The sequence below is a fragment of the Rhizobium sp. 32-5/1 genome, from assembly GCF_029537235.1.
In the GTDB taxonomy this organism is placed as follows: domain Bacteria; phylum Pseudomonadota; class Alphaproteobacteria; order Rhizobiales; family Rhizobiaceae; genus Pararhizobium.
On sequence record NZ_CP120638.1, the window covers coordinates 631,565 to 648,634 of the forward strand.

Sequence of the window (17,070 nt, forward strand, 5' to 3'; positions counted from 1 at the left end):
CGCGTGGCGACCGCCATCGCCACGCCTTCACACGCTTCCCTTATTCTGGGCGTGGATATTCGCCGACGAAGCCACGCCAGTGGGCAATAGCGAAGGCGAGCACGACCAACGCGCCGCCCTGATGCAGCACGCCCCAGCCGATCGGCACCTGCAGAACCAGAGTGACGATGCCGATCAAGGCCTGAAGACAGACCAGCGCAAACAATAGAACCGAGCGGCGCGCATGGGTCGTCTCCGGTGCGGCGCGCAACGAGGCGATCATGTGCATCAGGACCATCGCCATCAGCACATAGGCACCCAGGCGGTGGATGAACTGAACCATCTTGGGGTTCTCGAAGATATTCAGCCAGAACGGCTGCTGGACGAACAGATCGCCCGGCACCAGCGCGCCATCCATCAGCGGCCATGTGTTGTAGCTCAGGCCGGCATCAAGGCCCGCCACAAGCGCACCGAGGTAAATCTGGACAAGCGCCATGACGGCGATGATCGCGGCCATTTTTTCGAGCTTTTCGTCGGCGCCGCATCACCGGCATGCGGTGACAGCCCACGCATGATCCACATGCAGGAGGCAAAGATCAGGCAGGCGATCACCAGATGGGTGGCGAGCCGGTATTGGCTGACATCGGTGCGGTTGACGAGGCCGGAGGACACCATCCACCAGCCGATGAAGCCTTGAAAGCCACCAAGCGCGAGAATGCCGACCAGTGGCAGTTTCAGCCTTTTCTCGATGCGGCCGCTCAGCCAGAAGAATGCAAGCGGCAAAGCAAAGACAAGGCCGATGGTGCGCGCGAGGAGCCGGTGTGCCCATTCCCACCAGAAGATCGTCTTGAACTGATCGACCGTCATGCCCTGGTTGATCTGCTGGTATTGCGGGATCTTCTGGTAAAGCGCGAATTCCTCATCCCATTCCTGCGCGCTCAGCGGCGGGATGACGCCATGGATCGGCTTCCACTGCGTAATCGACAGGCCGGATTCGGTAAGCCGCGTTGCACCGCCGACAAGGACGAGCGCGAACAGAACCAAAAGCACGATCCCCAGCCAAAGCCGTACATGGGCACGGTGGCGATCTGCCTCGTTTATTCTGGTTGCGAGCGAGGGTTCGTTGATGATGTGCGCGCTGGTCATGCTGGCTCCTGACATATCAAGCGCGATCCGCGTCAACGAGAGGCGAATTGTCTCAGCGATCGTGCTTCAAGCGTGTTGATTTGCACCAGAGCAGCATGCAAAACAAGGCTTACCCTTTGCGGCATGCCGTCGCGGCTGTCGCCGCCGGCAAAACCAGGCCGCCGAAATGGAAAGACCGCAATGCCCGTACGTCTCCGAAAACTGATCGGCACATTCCTGATCGTCATTCTCGTCATCGTCTATGCGCTGGCGGCAACGACCTTCGCCACGCTGCTGCTGGCGACCTCGCCTTGGTGGGTACATCTCGCGTACTTCTTCTTCACCGGCCTGCTCTGGATCCTTCCGGCCATGCTGATCATCAAATGGATGGCCAAGCCGGACAAGCGCGCTGAAAGGCCCTGACATGCGCATAGCCGTCATCGCCGATATCCATGGGAATGATCTCGCACTGGAAGCCGTGCTGGCTGATATTGCGTTGCAAGGCATCAAGGAAGTCGTCAACCTCGGCGACCATCTGAGCGGACCGCTGAATGCCGCCCGCACCGCCGACATCCTGATCGAGCCCGATTTTCCCTCGATCCGCGGCAATCACGACCGCTGGCTGGCGACGCTTGATCCAGCCGATATGAACAGCTGGGACCGGTTCTCCCACGCCGAACTGGAGCCTCGCCATCTCGACTGGCTGCGGGCGCTGCCGCCAACGCTCATCTACCGCGATGAAATCCTGCTCTGCCACGGTACCCCTCCAGCGACACAGCCTATTGGCTCGAAGACCTGACCGCTGATGGTGTGGTGCACATGTCCGCCCGCCAGCGAATCGAGGAACTGGCCGGCGATCAGAGTTTCCCGGTCATCCTCTGTGGCCACACCCATATCCCCCGCGCCGTGCGGATTGCCGATCGACGCCTGATCGTCAACCCCGGTAGCGTCGGCTGCCCCGGTTTTGACGACGACGAACCCGTCTTTCACAAGGTCGAAACGGGCTCGCCCGACGCCTCCTATGCCATTCTGGAAAAGACAGGCTGGGAGACAACCGGTGACGCATGGAATGTCAGCTTCCGCCGCGTCCGCTACGACAACCTCGCCATGGCTAGGCTTGCAGCGGAGCGGGGACATGCCGAATGGGCCAGCGCTCTATCGACCGGCTGGCTGCCCTGACGCAGCGCTCGGAGACCGCCGCGGCCTTATCATTTCGCTAACCGCATTTCCCGGTATTCCGGGTTGATCGGCCCACTCGTCCATTATTGAAAGGAACGCGCAGCCATTGCGCGTTAAAAAGGTGGTGAAAACCGACCCCTGGGCGAGCTTGATCATGACAGATGTCGACTTCAACATGATGCCGGTGGACGAGATGCGCCAACGCGCATCGCGGGCAATACGTGCTATAGCCAGCGAATCCGCCGCCAATAGGCTCGATCTCTCCGTGCATGTAGACCTCGAAGCGCTGGAGGCTGATTGGCGCGAACTTGAAGCTTCCAACACCGTTTCCCTGCATCAGGGTTTCGACTGGTGTAAGGCCTGGTCACAGAGCCACGACAATCCACTTCTGCTGGTACGCGGCAAACTCGGCCAGAAGACCACCTTCATCCTGCCGTTGGAACTGGTGCGCGGACCGCTGTTCCGCACCGCCCGCTTCATCGGCTCGCCACACAGCAACATCAACACGGGACTATTCTCAAGCGATCTTGGCGATCTGACACCGCAGGACTTTGCGGCATCGGTCATCCAGCAACTTGAAGAAAAGCTCTCGCGGGTCGCAGATATCGTCACTCTGGAAAAAATGCCATTCCAATGGCGTGGGGCCTGCCATCCCCTGGCAAGCCTGCCGGCCGTGAGAAACCAGAACGCCTCGTACCAACTGCCGCTTTCCGCAAATTTCGAGGGAACGCTGGCACAGATCAATGCCAAGCGCCGACGCAAGAAATTCCGCCTTTCGGAAAAGCGCCTCGAAGCGCTTGGCGGCTACGACCATATCGTTGCAAAGACAAGCGAAGAGCGCCGCGCGATTCTCGACCTGTTTTTTACCCAGAAGGCGGCCCGCTTCAAGGCGCTCGGCCTGCCGAATGTCTTCCAGGACGAGCAGACGCAGGCATTTTTCCACCGCCTTGCAGCCCTTGGCGAAACACCAGACGGCCAGCCGCTGGAGCTCAACGCCATCCGCCTGCGGGGGAACACCAAGGCCAAATCATCGCGATCGCCGGATTGTCGCGCAAGGGCGATCATGTCATCTGCCAGTTCGGCTCGATCGACGAGACCGTTGCGGCCGATAGCAGCCCCGGTGAACTGCTGTTCTATCTGATGATCCGCCGCTATTGCGCGGAAGGTGCCGCCCTGTTCGATTTCGGCATAGGCGACCAGCCCTACAAGCGCTCCTGGTGCACGGTCGAAACCATCCAGCGCGATATCGTGCTGCCGCTGACTTTGCGCGGCCGGATCGCGGCCTGGTCGCACCGCAGCATCGTTTCGATGAAGAGCGCGATCAAGAGTAACCGCAAGATCTACGCCTTTGTCCAGCGCCTACGGCAGCGCCGGCAGGGAACGTCCGCGGTGACATCAGCCGAGACCGACGATTGATCTCTTGGTCTACATCCTACGCCGCGCGACGGCCCGGATGTCCTGGCTGCGGCAGGCCCGTTGCCGTCATCAGCACGATGTCATTGTAGCCTGCATCACCAAAGCCGGTGATGAGATCGATGATGTCCTCGTCGCTGACCGCCGGAGCAGAGAGGATGATTTCCGTTTCGGTCGAGCGCATCACCTTGCGGACAGCACTGACGTCGGCCGGGCCGCACTCCACCAGAACCGTGTCATAGGCATTGGACAGCGCATCGACAATCATCTGCAGGCGCTCGATACCGCGCATGGCAATGGCCGGATTGGCATCACCCTGCGGAATGATATGGGCATCCGAAAGCCGGTCGGCATGGATCGTTTCAGTAAACGGCACCTCACCCGCAAGCAAATTTGTGATCCCCGGAAGTTGGGCGGATGGCGCCATCAGACGTGTCGGGCAGGCAGAACCTGTGAGGTCGATGAGCACGAGCTTACGCCCCTCCTCCGCAATCAACCGCGCTAGCATGACAGTCGCGGTTGAACCCTGGTCGCCGGAGGGCGAAATGGAGACGGCGACGCGGATATCGTTGCTGCAGATATGATAGGCAACCGCTTCGACTGAAAAATCGTCAGCGCCCGCCTCTGCCTCGACATCTCGCTCCTGTGTCGCAACCGGCTGTTCAAGGAGGCTGCGGGCGATCTTAGGCTCGACCGCTTTCACCTCCGTCGTGGTCGTGAGAACGGCAGGCTCTGCAGCCTCGGATTGATCCTCTTCATAATTCACCGGACGCAAGGCGCGACCGCTGAAAAGTTCGCTCAACATGATGATCACGCAACTGATCAGGAACGCAGCCAGCGCCGCAACGATCGTGATCGGCAGGACCTTTGGGAAATGCACTTCTGTCGGCTCGACCGCTTTCGAGATGATTCGCCCGTCAGCCGGGGTCGAATTCACGCCGGTCCGCGACGTCGCCTCTCGATAGCGCGCGAGATAGGTCTCAAGCAACTGGCGTTGCGACGTTGCTTCGCGCTCCAGCGCTCGCAAGCCCACTTCGTCTTCGCCAGCCTGGGCCGATGTCGCCTTTAGCGTGTTGAGTTGCTGGACGAGTTGTCGCTCGCGCAGTTGAGAGACGCTCGCTTCATTTTCGAGACTGCCAAGAATTTTCTGGGTTTCGGTCCGGATCTGCGCGCGAATTCCTGCAACTGCGATTTCAGCGCCTTCAACCGCGGGTGACCGTCGAGCAAGGTCGTCGAAAGATCGGCGATCTGGCCCTGCACGGTGGATTCGGTTTCCTTCAGCCGCTGGATCATCGTCGAACCAACCACGTCGTTCAATGTATCGACGGCGCGACCATTGGACAGGGCCGAACGCACGCCTTCGGCTCGCGCCTCGGCATTGGCCCGCTCGCCGCGCACGCGGGCAAGCTCTGCGGAAATATCGTTCAGCTGTTTTATCGCAAATGTGCTGTTGTCACCCGTCGGCAGGAGATCCTGGGAGGCGCGATAGGCGGCGGCCTTGGCTTCCGCCTCGCGCACCTTTTCCCGCAGGTTGGCAATTTCCGGCTCGAGCCAACGGGTCGCCTCGGAGTTTGAATCAAGCTTGGCGCCACTTTGCAGCGACAGATAGACCCTTGCCATTTCGTTCGGGATCGCAGCCGCAAGCTTCTGATCCTTGAGGTGAACTGCACCGCGATAACGCGTGACTTTTCCACCTGGTAGACCTGGAGCTTTTCCTGGAATTCCTTCAGCACCCGCTCTTCCGGCGGCAGGTCGAGCGGGTTTTTCTTAATGCCAAGCATCACCAGAAGATCCGAGATCGCGGAAGGATTGGCGGTCGGATCGAATTCCGGGAGCTCATACAACTTCATTTCGCGGGCGACCTGTTTGATCAGATCGACCGAACGCAACACCTGTACCTGGCTGGAAATGGCGGATCTCGTCGAAAGCCACATCGACCGGCGGCTGTTGCGCCTGGTTGACGCCGCTAAACTCCGGTTGACGCGATTCAATCAGGAGGCGCGTCTCGCTCTGGTAGTCCGGCGACATGAGGCTGGCGCCGACAAAACCCATGCCGGCGAAGCAGACCGTGGCGAGGAGAACGCGCCCCTTCTTGTCCCAGATCGCTCGGAAGAGCCCGCCGAGATCGATATCGACATCCTGATGACCACCGTTGACGCCCGACATGCGTTTTTACTCCGAACCAAAACAACTTTCGGTCAACGTAAACAAACATGGTAACACAAGGGTTAATGGGCGCAGGAACGGCGTTTTTACGCCTATCCCGTTCTTGCACCGACGAAACGCCGGTTCTCCCAGGATTTTTGGCGCCCTTTACCGGCTATTAACCCTAACGGATCGATAACATTTGGGTATTGCAGGAATTCCGGAGCGCGAGAGCCTAATGACGTTCGCACGATTGAAAACAGGTTTGGCATTCGCAGCGGTTGCGCTGTGCGTCTCCGTTGCCGGCTGCAGCAGCTATCAACCGGCCCCGCGCGCCTTCAACGAAGCGACGATCCAGCCGTATCGCATCGATAGCGGTGACAGGCTACGCATTAGCGTCTTTGAGCAGGCCGGCCTGACGGGGAGCTATACCGTCGATCAAGCAGGTTATGTCGCCTTCCCGCTGATCGGTGCCGTGCCGTCGCGTGGCCATACGTTGCCCGAAATGGAAAAGATGATTGCCGAGAAACTGCGCCAGGGATATCTGCGCGATCCTGACGTCACGATCGAGGTTGATCGCTACCGCTCCGTCTTCATCATGGGCGAAGTCGGCCAGTCCGGCCAATATTCATACGTGCCCGGCATGACCGTTCAAAACGCCATCGCCGTAGCCGGTGGATATTCGCCGCGTGCCAACCAGGCGAATGTCGATGTTACGCGCAAGATCAACGGAAAAATTCTCACCGGCCGGGTATCGATTTCGGATCCGATCATGGCCGGCGACACCATTTACGTTCGTGAGCGGCTGTTCTGACAGCCATGACGGACCCCCGCCCGTTGCGCATCATTCATTGTTTTCGATCTCCGGTAGGCGGAATTTTTCGCCATGTCCGGGATCTGGTCGTGGCGCATGCCAGGGCCGGACATGAGGTCGGCATTCTCTGCGACAGCACAACGGGTGGAAATTTCGAGGACGCTCTGTTCGACGAGATAAGGCCGTATCTGTCGCTCGGGTTGATGCGTCTGCCCATACAACGTTCGGTCGGACCGGGCGATCTGGCTGCTCTCTGGCGCAGTTTCAAGGAGATAAGAAGTTTGCGGCCGGACATCCTGCACGGACACGGCGCCAAGGGCGGCGGCGTTGCGCGGATTATCGGCTCAGCCTTGCGGGTAAACAGGTATTGCGTCGCCCGCATCTATTCGCCGCATGGCGGCAGTCTGCATTATGACGGGTCACGGATCACCGGCAAAATGGTTTTCCTGGCCGAACGTCTGCAGGAGTTTCTCACAGACGCGATGGTCTTCGTCTGCGACTTCGAGCGCGACACCTATAACGCCAAAGTCGGCCGCCCGCGCGTACGTAGCGAACGCATCTATAATGGCATCGACGAGCGGGATTTCGAGACTGTCTATGCCCGCCCAGATGCGGTGGACTTCCTCTATATCGGGATGTTACGTGATCTGAAGGGGCCAGACCTCTTCATCGACGCTTTTGCTCGCACCGAGCGTCTGATTGGCAGGCCGCTTTCGGCCATGATGGTGGGCGACGGACCGCAAAAAGACGACTATGAAAAGATGATGCTGGAGCGCGGTCTCGGCCGCCGCATCGAAATGCTGCCAGCGATGAAGGCGCGTGACGCATTTGTCTTTGCCCGCAACGTCGTCGTGCCCTCGCGCGCCGAGTCCATGCCCTACATCGTTCTCGAGGCACTTGCCGCACGCAAACCTGTCATCGCCGCCCGAGTCGGCGGCATACCTGAAGTGCTGGGCACTGAAAACGCGGCGCTTGCAACGCCAGATGATGCTGTGTCGCTGGCAGAGATCATGGCTGCCGCGATAAACGATCCGGGCTGGGCACAGCGTGTCATGCCGGAAGCGCATAGCTTCAAGGAGCGCTTCTCGACATCCACGATGGCCGCCACAATGCTGCAATTGTACCGTCAGCTTGTGCCGGAATCGGCCGCCGGAAAAACTTGATCCCGCCGCGCACGTAAGCGTTTTTTAGGGGCTTTCTGCTATCTCCGATCAAGGGCAATGGCGGAAAGCATCATGAACAAGATCGACAGACCGGAAACCTTTGATACGGAAGCGCTTCGCAAGAAGATTTCCGAGATCCGTACAATCGGTGCCGATGAAACTGTTGAGGAGCCCAAAACCAAGGAACTCAACCCGCTGGCCAGGCGCATCGCGCAGCAGTTTAGGGCGGACACCTATTCCCCGACGATGATCATCGGCCTGCTGCGGCTGCTTGAATTCAGCGGGCTCTTCGCCATCGGTTATGCCATCCTGATGCTTTACGTGGCGCCCGGTTTGAATGACTGGTTCGTTTATCTCGGTATCCTGCTCGGCGGGTCAGCGCTGATGGTTGGTTTTCTACAGCTTGCCGATGCCTATCAGGTGATCTGGCTACGATCTGCAATCCGCTGCCTGCCGCGCCTCATCAGCGCCTGGATGCTTTCTTTCGCGGCGCTTGCTCTCGTCCTGTTCCTGACCAAGGTCGGCGGCCCCTACTCCCGTGTGTTTTTCGGCTCCTGGTTTTTGTCAGGCGCAACTTTTCTGTTTCTTGAGCGCGCTTTCGTGTCCTATTCGATCCGCCACTGGGTCCGCAATGGTATCATGGAGCGCCGCGCCGTCATTGTTGGCGGCGGTCAGGCGGCAAAGGATCTCATTCGATCGCTCGAAAGCCAACCAGACAACGACATCCGCATCTGCGGAATCTTCGATGATCGCGACGATCGCCGCTCGCCCAGCGTGATTGCAGGCTATCCGAAGCTTGGTACCGTTACCGAACTCGTCGATTTCGCTCGATTGACCCGCATCGACATGCTGATCATCTCTCTTCCGCTTTCGGCCGAGGCTCGCATCCTGCAACTGCTACGCAAGCTCTGGATCCTGCCTGTGGATATTCGTCTGGCTGCCCATGCGAACAATCTGCGCTTCCGCCCCCGCAGCTATTCGCATGTCGGCAATGTGCCGATGCTCGATATTTTCGACAAGCCTATCACAGACTGGGATTCGGTCGCCAAGCGCATCTTCGACATCTTCTTCAGCCTCGTCGCGCTTGCCCTGCTGTGGCCCGTCTTCATAGGGGCCGCGATCGCGGTCAAGGTCAATTCACCAGGTCCGATCATCTTCAAGCAAAAGCGCCACGGCTTCAACAACGAGATGATCGAAGTTTATAAGTTCCGGTCGATGTATACCAACATGAGCGACCCGACAGCCCGCAATGCCGTCACCAAGGAGACCCGCGCGTCACCTCCGTCGGGCGCTTCCTGCGCAAATCGTCCATCGACGAACTGCCGCAAATCTTCAATGTCCTCAAGGGACAACTTTCACTGGTCGGCCCGCGGCCGCATGCCGTGCTTGCCCAGACGCAGAACCGCAACTATTCCGATGTCGTCGAAGGTTATTTCGCCCGTCATCGCGTCAAGCCGGGCGTTACCGGCTGGGCGCAGATTAATGGCTGGCGCGGCGAAATCGATCATGATGACAAGATCAAATTCCGCACCGCTTTCGATCTCTATTACATCGAGAACTGGTCACTGTTGTTCGACCTCAAAATCCTGTTCCTGACGCCGTTCCGGCTGCTCAACACCGAAAACGCTTATTGATGGCAATCGGCGTCACGCAGCCCCCTGCCTTTCGGCCGCAGCTTGCCGCCGTTTCGATCCTCGGATCGGCGATGGTGACGTTCGGCGTCTTTCTGTCGGGGTTTGTGATCGCGGAGCCGGCACCGTACGAAGTCTTCATGGCCGGTCTTATCGGGCTGTGGGCGCTGTGCGGCCTGAAGATCTCTCGCTACACGGCGCCGCTGCTCGCCTTGTTGATCCTCTTCAACACCGGCGGCATCCTGTCGCTGACCGTGATGAAGGATCTCGGAACGGGGCCGATGTACATCGCCGTTTCGGCCTTCCTGGCCCTGTCATCCGTCTTTTACGCAGCCATCATCGAAGCCCGCCAGGAGCGGCTGAAGCTTATCTTCGACGCCTGGGTGGCAGCCGGCGTCATCACGTCCCTGCTCGGCATTCTCGGTTATTTCGGCGCTATTCCCGGCGGGGAGCAGTTCACGCTCTATGACCGCGCCAAGGGCGCGTTTCAGGATCCCAACGTCTTCGGGCCCTTTCTCGTGGCCCCGTCCCTCTTCCTGATGCACGGCCTACTCACCGACCGGCTGTCGCGCGCTCCGGTGCGGGTCATCTGCCTGCTGATTATGGCGCTCGGCCTGTTTCTGTCGTTTTCGCGCGCGGCATGGGGGCTCTATCTGTTCTGCGCCTGTGCGCTCGTCTTCGTCATGCTGATGAAAGAGAGAACCGGCGCTTTTCGCCTGAAAATCCTGGTGCTGGCGCTCAGTGGTGCAATCCTGATGATCTCAGCGCTTGTCGTCGCCCTGCAATTCGAGCAGGTGTCCAGCCTGTTTTCAAGCCGCACCCAGCTCGTCCAGGACTATGATGGCGGTCATCTCGGTCGGTTCGAGCGCCATCGGATCGGCTTCCTGATGGCAATGGAACAGCCGCTCGGTATAGGACCGATGGTTTTTAGTGCCATCTTTCCGGAGGACGAACACAATATCTGGCTGAAATCGCTTACGTCCTACGGATGGCTCGGCTTCCTCTGCTATGTCACGCTGATCATCTGGACCTTCGCCATAGGCTTTCGCTTCCTCCTGCTCGACAGACCCTGGCAGCCCTATCTGATGATCGCCTGGATCGTCCTGATCGGCCATACCGCCATCGGGACAGTCATTGACACCGACCATTGGCGGCATTTCTATCTGCTGCTCGGCATTGTCTGGGGCTGCGGCGCACTGGAATACCGGTATCGCCAGAAAGCACGGACCGGCACGAGGCGTCACGGCGGCGTGCAGAGGTTCCCTTAAGGCTTTGATTCACCCTTTTCAGGCGACGGTACGGCCGCTTTACAAAGCCGGACGCAGCGGACCAAGACCATGACCAGCGATGCAAACTCGACTTCACGACCCTTGCGAATTCTTCAGGTTCTGGAACCCAGCGGCGGCGGATCGGGGCGGCATTTCCTGGATCTCTGCCATAGCCTTGCCGCGCGCGGCCATCACGTCGAGGCGGTCTATTCACCGCTGCGGGCGGAGGAGACTTTCCTGCGTGAACTGAGGGCGCTCAACCTGCCGGCCGTCCACGCTGTCTCAATGAAGCGCGCACCCGGGCGCACCGACATCGCCGCGCACAAGGCGCTCCGGGCAATCATCAGGGACGGCCGCTTCGATATTGTCCACGGACACAGTTCCAAGGCCGGCGCGCTCACCAGGCTGCGCCTGCCCGGCCCGCATGTGCCACGCGTCTACACGCCGCATGCTTTCCGCACCATGGACCCGACGCTTGGCCTTGCCGGTCGCCTGATCTATGGCTCGATCGAACTTCTGCTGGCTCGCCTTTTCACCGATCACCTGATCTGCGTTTCCGATGACGAGTATCGCCACGCCCGTCGGCTCGGCGTTCCCGCGGAGACGCTATCCGTGATCCGCAATGGGGTCGACCCGCCACCCACCGGCATGGCACAGACCGTACGCGCCAGCTTCGGCATCGGATCGGATACGCTGGTCTTTGGTTTCATCGGCCGCCTGTCGCCGCAGAAAGCGCCCGAGCGTCTGCTTCAGGCTTTCGCCCATGCAGCATCGCGGATCGGCGACGCCCATCTGGTGATGGTCGGCGCCGGTGAACTGGAGGGGAAACAAAAGCAGCGATCAAAGCCAGCGGCCTGCAAAGTCGAATCCACCTGACCAGCGCCTTTTCCGGTCCCCAGGCCGTTGCCTGTTTCGATGTGCTGGTCATGCCGAGCCGCTACGAGGCGATGTCCTACGTCATGCTGGAGGCAGCCGCCGGCGGCAAACCCATCATTTCCACCGATATCGGCGGCGCCGGATCCGTCATCCAGGAGGGAATCAACGGCTTCATCGTTCCCAACAGTGACGACATCGCTGCCCTTTCCGCCGCCATGGTCAAGATTGCGCAACCGGAAACCTACACCGCCCTCCACACCGCAGCGATGGCGCGAAAGGACGATTACGCAGTGTCGGGAATGATCGACAAGACAGAGGCCCTCTACCGGAAGCTGGCAGCTCGGAGATAAGGCGGGATTTCACAGCCGGCGACACTCTCATTTTGTTTGTGATACCAGCTTTTTCCCCTTGCACGGTGCATTCCGAAACTATAGGTCTTGCGGCGGCTCGGAGTGTAGCGCAGCCCGGTAGCGCACTTGACTGGGGGTCAAGGGGTCGTGGGTTCGAATCCCGCCACTCCGACCAAAATTCCCCACCGGAAATTGACAGCCCTCAATTGCATAGCATGTACGACGCGCAGGTCTGCGCGTCGTAGAATTGTTTCTGCATCTGCTTTAGAGATTTCCGCCAAGGGGAGATCCGGGTCCTGCGGACTGCGATGATCGCCAGGCTTGATGATCGGCGGCCGAGTCGCCTCATCCTTCTCCGCCACATTTTCCTGCCGTGAAACGTCCGTGTTTTGATTGTGATCGGTATCCCGGGCATCCGGCTGTCTGTCCATGATCAATCTCCTTGTCTTGCAAGGAACAAACGGCAACCTTCCCTTTTGGCCCCACAGGCGAACAAGGCGTTACCGCACCTGATCGAGAAGACGCTTGCATTCGAGAAGATCGTAGAGAGCTTCCTGCAACAAGGCGCGATCCTCCTTGCCGACCGAGGTTTTTCCGAGCGAGATTTCCGGCACGTCATCATTACCGACGAAGGAGAAGAAGCGACGGCTGGCTGGCGCCTTGGCGCGGCCAACGATCTGATCATCGTCGGGATTTCCGAGCTTGGGTTGCTGCTGCGCGCCCCTGTCTCATCATTATTGGCGGCAGCCAGAGCCTCGACGGTCGCCAGATCGCCACTGGCGATGGCGGCGACGAATTTGTTGCCATTGGCCTTCAGGAGCTTCTGTACGCCCTTGATCGTATAACCGTGGTCATAGAGCAGGTGGCGAATGCCCTTCAGCAGATCGACATCGTCAGGGCGATAATAGCGACGCCCGCCGCCGCGTTTCATCGGCTTGATCTGGAGAAACCGCGTTTCCCAGAAGCGCAGCACGTGCTGCGGCAGATCGAGATCGTCGGCCACCTCGCTGATGGTGCGAAACGCATCCGGGCTTTTTTCCATGTCTTCCCCATTCGAAGGTCGCGGCTGCGTCCTTGTCACCAAGACCAAAAGATCAAGGCAACACCACGATTCGATGATTACACGAATCGTGTCTATTTCAACGGCTTATGGATGGGTTTTCAACCATGTTCAGCGGGTTGGACCGAAGATTCCGTTCGGATGATGCCTGCCAGGCTAAAGGTAGATCAGGAAGCCGAAGCGGCCGGCTTCTGCTTTGCCTTGCGCGCAATATGCGATTTCAGCACGCGCTGCTTGAGCACATTGGAGGCCTTGAAGGTCATGACCCGGCGTGGCGAGATCGGCACTTCCTCGCCAGTCTTTGGATTGCGGCCGATGCGCTCGTTCTTGTCGCGCACCTGGAAGGTTGCGAAAGAGGATAGCTTGACGCTTTCGCCCCGCACGATGGCGTTGCAGATTTCATCAATGACGGTTTCGACCAGTTCCGCCGATTCCGTACGGGAAAGACCGACCTTGCGGAAAACCGATTCAGCCAAGTCCGCCCGTGTTACCGTTTTTCCGCTCATCTTCCCCCACCGACTTTTCTGCTATATCGACTAGCCAGCGAAGACTATTGCCCTTGTCTATTCCGGTCAAGCGCCTGCCTTATATCGGTATTTTTTTACCAGCGCAGAAGGACAGAGCCCCAGGTGAAGCCTCCGCCCATGGCCTCGAGCAGAACGAGGTCGCCCTTCTTGATACGCCCGTCTGAGGCCGCGACATTGAGCGCCAGCGGAATGGAGGCGGCAGATGTATTGCCATGCAGGTCAACGGTGACGACCACCTTTTCAAGCGGGATGCCGAGCTTCTTGGCCGAACCGTCGATGATCCGGCGATTGGCCTGGTGCGGCACCAGCCAGTCGAGATCGTCCGCCGTGGTGCCGGTGGCGGCAAAGGCGGCTTCGATGACATCGGTGATCATGCCGACGGCATGCTTGAAGACCTCGCGGCCTTCCATGCGCAGATGGCCGACCGTACCCGTCGTCGAGGGGCCGCCATCGACATAGAGCTTTTCCCTGTGGGCGCCGTCGGAGCGCAGTTGCGTGGTCAGGACGCCGCGGTCGCTATTGCTGCCGGTTCCCTGCTGCGCTTCGAGGATGATCGCGCCTGCGCCGTCGCCGAAGAGCACGCAGGTCGTCCGGTCGGTCCAGTCGAGGATCCGCGAAAACGTCTCGGCACCGATGACCAGCACCCGCTTGGCAAGCCCCCGCGGATATAGGCATCCGCAGTCGTTACGCCGAAGATGAAGCCCGAACAGACGGCCTGGACGTCGAAGGCGGCACCATGGTGCATTCCGAGCCGGTCCTGGATGTTGACGGCCGTGGCGGGAAAGGTGTTGTCCGGCGTCGAGGTCGCGAGAATGATCAGGTCGAGATCGGCCGGTGTCAGGCCGGCATTGTCGAGGGCGGCGCGGGCCGCGGCCTCTCCAAGCGATGCCGTCGTTTCGCCCTCGCCTGCAATATAGCGCTGGCGGATACCGGTCCGCTGCACGATCCACTCGTCGGACGTGTCAACCTTGTTTTCCAGATCGAGATTGGTCACCACCTGCTTGGGGAGTGCTGCCCCGAAGCCGCGAACCACAGAACGGATCATTTTCAAACCTCATCGCTCGTGCTCGCGGCAGCGCACCGAAAGCGGCCACAGCACGATATTTCTGCAAATCATTGGCGATCTTCGCCTTCAGGCCATTTCGGACCATATCATAACCGACGTCGATCGCGGCCGCGAAACCTTCCGCATCCGTACCGCCATGGCTTTTGATCACCACACCGTTCAAGCCCAGAAAGACGCCACCATTGACCTTGCGCGGGTCCATCTTCTCCCGCAGTCGATCAAAGGCGCCTTTTGCCAGGATGTAGCCTATCTTGGCAAGCAATGTGCGCGACATTGCGGCACGCAGGTATTCGGCGATCTGCCGCGCCGTGCCTTCTGCCGCCTTCAGCGCGATATTGCCGGAAAAACCTTCCGTGACCACGACATCGACGGTTCCCTTGCCGATATCGTCGCCCTCGACAAAGCCGAAATAATCGATGCTGTCGAGGCCGGCTTCGCGCAGCAGGCGCCCGGCTTCTTTGACCTCTTCCTGGCCCTTGATCTCCTCGACGCCGACATTCAAGAGGCCAAGCGTCGGTCGCTCCACCTCGAACAGGGCGCGGGCCATGGCGCCGCCCATGAGCGCGAAATCCATGAGTTGCTGTGCATTGGCACCAATCGTCGCACCGACATCGAGCACGATGCTTTCGCCCTTCAACGTCGGCCAGATCGCAGCGATCGCAGGCCGCTGGATGCCCGACATCGTCCGCAGGCAGAAGACCGACATCGCCATCAGCGCACCGGTGTTACCGGCCGAGACGACGACATCCGCCTCGTCTTTTCCGACCGCATCGATCGCGTTCCACATGCTCGACTTGCCACGGCCGCGGCGCAGGGCCTGGCTTGGCTTCTCGTCCATGGCAATGGCGATTTCACTGTGATGGAAGACGCTGGCAGCCTTCAGCTTCGGATGTTTGTCGAGAAGCGGAAGACATTCCGACTCAACACCGAAAAGCACGAAACGGATGTCGGGATGACGCTCGAGCGCCCTTGCGGCACCCGGAATGACGACCTGCGCACCGAAGTCGCCGCCCATAACATCAAGAGAAATTCTGACCACGCGTGTCTTATCCTTTTTCCTGCCACACCGCATGTTTCGTCTCAGCGCAACCATTTGAGCGATGGAGACACACGTGTTTTCATGACGTTTGGACCACCGATGCCCGTCTTCCGGAACAGTTGGCCCAACGGGGCTGGATTGCGGCCAAAATACCTTTTTTCGGTTCTGTGACAACCGATTTGTGCCGCGTACACGAGTGTCAGTCCTTTTTCCAGTCCTTCAGCGCAGCAAACGGATTGGGACGGACATCATCGTCCTTGGTGCTCTCGATCCGTTCCCCGAAAGCGGCGCCGTCCTTGCGCGGATAGGGGTCTATGGCAAGCGCTGCATGTTCGGCGACCACGATCCCGGCGTCGATCGTATCGCCTGTAAACACCTCGGGCACATCCGGCCCCTCCGGATCGACGAACATTTCACCCGTGTCGTTTGCAGCGATGCGGGCAAGCCGCGACCCTTCCGGAACTAAGATCACGTCGATGGCTTCATCGATCTCCGATTCCACGGGTTCGAGCGTCACGACGCAGGCCTGAACGATATTTGCCGCGACGCGCCCGCGAATCCTTACGCCGTCCTTTTTCCAGCGATTGATCTGCAGTTCGGCAGACAGGGACTGCACCTCAACGACATCCCAAAGTGCTGCAAGATCCAGGCGCTCCCTGTCATCGGCGGAAAGACGCACCGTCACCGCATTGGCGGAGATGTTGCCAACCTTCACCGGATAGGAAAATGCCGGTTTTTCGTCATGTGTCATTGTAGAATCCTTAAGGATGGCAATGGTGAGCCGCTCCGCGACCGTGCTTGTTAGGCGCGCGGCTCCGGCACGTCCAGCATGCCGCTTTCCACCAGCTCCTCGCCAAGGCCGGCGAGTGCGGCTTCCGCCTCGAACAGATAGGCGGCCAGTCCCTGCATCGACACCTCGGCGGGTGAGGCCTCCGGATGGAAGTTGCGCTTCAGCGCCTCCGTCAGCGCCGCGGCATCCTTGCTTTCAAGTGCTGCGGAATAAGTTTCGAGGCGGCCGTAGAACATGCCGGCCAGCTTTTTCATGCGCTTGGGAACGGCGACATCACCCACGCCGAGTTCCCGGATCGAGTGATCCACGTCCTCGAAGAACGCATCGACAATTTCCTGGGCGATCTCCTGGCCGGTTCGCGCGGAGGTCCGAGTGCGGCGGAAATACAGGATGAGAACGGCCGACAGCATCTCGAACCGGCCCATCACCGTATCGGGAACACCCAGATCCTCGTAGAGCACCGGACGACGCGCCGCTGCGGTCAAAAAGCCGTATTGGCGCTCGACGATGGCGACATTGTTATTTTTTTGCCGAACAGTCCGAAAATCATCATAAAGCCCAAGTTTGGCTGCTTCAAAGTGCCTGCACCCACGCATCCTGTTGTTGCATGATTGCTGAAGCTGGTTTACCGAAGCAGGCACGAAT

The 17,070-nt window shown here is 59.5% G+C and carries 9 protein-coding genes, 1 tRNA gene and 10 pseudogenes; 11 read left to right on the forward strand and 9 right to left on the reverse strand.

Annotation, left to right across the window (positions count from 1 at the left end; all coding sequences use genetic code 11):
- Nucleotides 1–40: 40 nt before the first annotated feature.
- Nucleotides 41–1,125: pseudogene (locus tag P6U16_RS03295) on the reverse strand (COX15/CtaA family protein).
- A 180-nt stretch (nucleotides 1,126–1,305) separates the two neighbouring features.
- On the opposite strand from P6U16_RS03295, the gene P6U16_RS03300 reads away from it, so the two are divergent.
- The 4 genes and pseudogenes from P6U16_RS03300 to P6U16_RS03315 all read left to right on the forward strand — a co-directional run bounded on the left by P6U16_RS03300 (nucleotide 1,306) and on the right by P6U16_RS03315 (nucleotide 3,699).
- Nucleotides 1,306–1,527, forward strand: a complete 222-nt coding sequence (locus P6U16_RS03300) for a DUF2842 domain-containing protein (RefSeq protein ID WP_277702598.1) — start codon at nucleotides 1,306–1,308, stop codon at nucleotides 1,525–1,527.
- A gap of 1 nt (nucleotide 1,528) precedes the next feature.
- Nucleotides 1,529–2,283 (forward strand): annotated as a pseudogene (locus P6U16_RS03305) (metallophosphoesterase family protein).
- 154 nt (nucleotides 2,284–2,437) lie between these two features.
- Nucleotides 2,438–3,424 carry a GNAT family N-acetyltransferase gene (locus P6U16_RS03310; protein WP_277702599.1) on the forward strand — a complete coding sequence of 329 codons (987 nt, stop codon included), beginning with the start codon at nucleotides 2,438–2,440 and terminating at the stop codon, nucleotides 3,422–3,424.
- A complete protein-coding gene (locus P6U16_RS03315; RefSeq protein WP_349017670.1) occupies nucleotides 3,328–3,699 on the forward strand; it encodes a GNAT family N-acetyltransferase in 372 nt (123 codons plus the stop codon). The genes P6U16_RS03310 and P6U16_RS03315 overlap by 97 nt, the downstream gene beginning before the upstream one ends.
- A gap of 16 nt (nucleotides 3,700–3,715) precedes the next feature.
- Here P6U16_RS03315 and P6U16_RS03320 read toward each other — a convergent pair.
- Nucleotides 3,716–5,862 (reverse strand): annotated as a pseudogene (locus P6U16_RS03320) (exopolysaccharide transport family protein).
- 217 nt (nucleotides 5,863–6,079) lie between these two features.
- Here P6U16_RS03320 and P6U16_RS03325 point away from each other — a divergent pair.
- From P6U16_RS03325 to P6U16_RS03355, 7 genes and pseudogenes are all read left to right on the forward strand, one after another.
- A complete protein-coding gene (locus P6U16_RS03325; protein WP_277702600.1) occupies nucleotides 6,080–6,655 on the forward strand; it encodes a polysaccharide biosynthesis/export family protein in 576 nt (191 codons plus the stop codon).
- 5 nt (nucleotides 6,656–6,660) lie between these two features.
- Entirely contained in the window at nucleotides 6,661–7,818 is a 1,158-nt protein-coding gene (locus tag P6U16_RS03330) for a glycosyltransferase family 4 protein (RefSeq protein ID WP_277702601.1), read from the forward strand.
- Nucleotides 7,819–7,890: 72 nt separating this feature from the next.
- Nucleotides 7,891–9,452: pseudogene (locus P6U16_RS03335) on the forward strand (undecaprenyl-phosphate glucose phosphotransferase).
- On the forward strand, nucleotides 9,449–10,717 hold the full coding sequence (locus P6U16_RS03340; protein ID WP_277702602.1) for an O-antigen ligase family protein: 1,269 nt from the start codon (nucleotides 9,449–9,451) through the stop codon (nucleotides 10,715–10,717). The pseudogene P6U16_RS03335 and the gene P6U16_RS03340 overlap by 4 nt, the downstream one beginning before the upstream one ends.
- Before the next feature lie 69 nt (nucleotides 10,718–10,786).
- Nucleotides 10,787–11,293, forward strand: a pseudogene (locus P6U16_RS28280) (glycosyltransferase); the annotation flags it as partial.
- A 72-nt stretch (nucleotides 11,294–11,365) separates the two neighbouring features.
- A pseudogene (locus P6U16_RS28285) lies at nucleotides 11,366–11,943 on the forward strand (glycosyltransferase family 4 protein).
- Nucleotides 11,944–12,041: 98 nt separating this feature from the next.
- Nucleotides 12,042–12,118, forward strand: a tRNA-Pro gene (locus tag P6U16_RS03355).
- On the opposite strand, the gene P6U16_RS03360 is transcribed toward P6U16_RS03355, so the two are convergent.
- The 7 genes and pseudogenes from P6U16_RS03360 to P6U16_RS03390 all read right to left on the reverse strand — a co-directional run bounded on the left by P6U16_RS03360 (nucleotide 12,081) and on the right by P6U16_RS03390 (nucleotide 16,975).
- Nucleotides 12,081–12,374: a hypothetical protein gene (locus tag P6U16_RS03360; protein ID WP_277702604.1), complete on the reverse strand. Its 294-nt coding sequence runs from the start codon at nucleotides 12,372–12,374 to the stop codon at nucleotides 12,081–12,083. The genes P6U16_RS03355 and P6U16_RS03360 overlap by 38 nt on opposite strands.
- Nucleotides 12,375–12,443: 69 nt before the next feature.
- Nucleotides 12,444–12,985 (reverse strand): annotated as a pseudogene (locus tag P6U16_RS03365) (MerR family transcriptional regulator).
- Nucleotides 12,986–13,170: 185 nt separating this feature from the next.
- Nucleotides 13,171–13,509: an integration host factor subunit alpha gene (locus P6U16_RS03370; RefSeq protein ID WP_277702605.1), complete on the reverse strand. Its 339-nt coding sequence runs from the start codon at nucleotides 13,507–13,509 to the stop codon at nucleotides 13,171–13,173.
- Nucleotides 13,510–13,604: 95 nt separating this feature from the next.
- Nucleotides 13,605–14,575 (reverse strand): annotated as a pseudogene (locus P6U16_RS03375) (beta-ketoacyl-ACP synthase III).
- A gap of 76 nt (nucleotides 14,576–14,651) precedes the next feature.
- Nucleotides 14,652–15,635: pseudogene (gene plsX, locus P6U16_RS03380) on the reverse strand (phosphate acyltransferase PlsX); the annotation flags it as partial.
- Between the two features lie 199 nt (nucleotides 15,636–15,834).
- On the reverse strand, nucleotides 15,835–16,386 hold the full coding sequence (locus tag P6U16_RS03385) for a DUF177 domain-containing protein (RefSeq protein ID WP_277702606.1): 552 nt from the start codon (nucleotides 16,384–16,386) through the stop codon (nucleotides 15,835–15,837).
- 50 nt (nucleotides 16,387–16,436) lie between these two features.
- Nucleotides 16,437–16,975, reverse strand: a pseudogene (locus tag P6U16_RS03390) (ubiquinol-cytochrome C chaperone family protein).
- Between the last annotated feature and the right edge of the window lie 95 nt (nucleotides 16,976–17,070).